This window comes from Priestia sp. SIMBA_032 (assembly GCF_046535215.1).
Classification (GTDB): Bacteria; Bacillota; Bacilli; order Bacillales; family Bacillaceae_H; genus Priestia; species Priestia aryabhattai.
This window is the reverse complement of record NZ_JAWRXD010000980.1, coordinates 1-260: the sequence shown is the minus strand read 5'-3', so window position 1 is coordinate 260 and position 260 is coordinate 1. Positions and strand designations below refer to the sequence as shown.

The 260-nt window shown below is 66.9% G+C and carries 1 protein-coding gene; it reads right to left on the bottom strand.

The features are described 5' to 3' along the window. On the bottom strand, positions 1–260 hold a 260-nt coding region (locus tag SB717_RS37270), incomplete at both ends, for a hypothetical protein (protein ID WP_486360808.1).

Below are 260 nucleotides of genomic sequence, written 5' to 3'. Positions count from 1 at the left end.
CAACCGCAGATCGGGTACCCCGACGGCGTCGATCGCGGCCGCCGAGAACAGGGCGCCGTTCATCAGGGATGCGATGCCCGGCAACAGGTCCGAGGTCTCGCCGTCGGCGAAGAGTTCGGATCGTTTACGGCGCCACACCAGGCCGCGGCGCAGCGGGAACGCCAGGGTTTCCGGGTTGTTGATGTTGCAGACGACCGGCGAGACCTCGTCGAGGTGATGCGTCAGAGCGCAATCGAGCAGCTTCTGCAGGACCTCGGGGC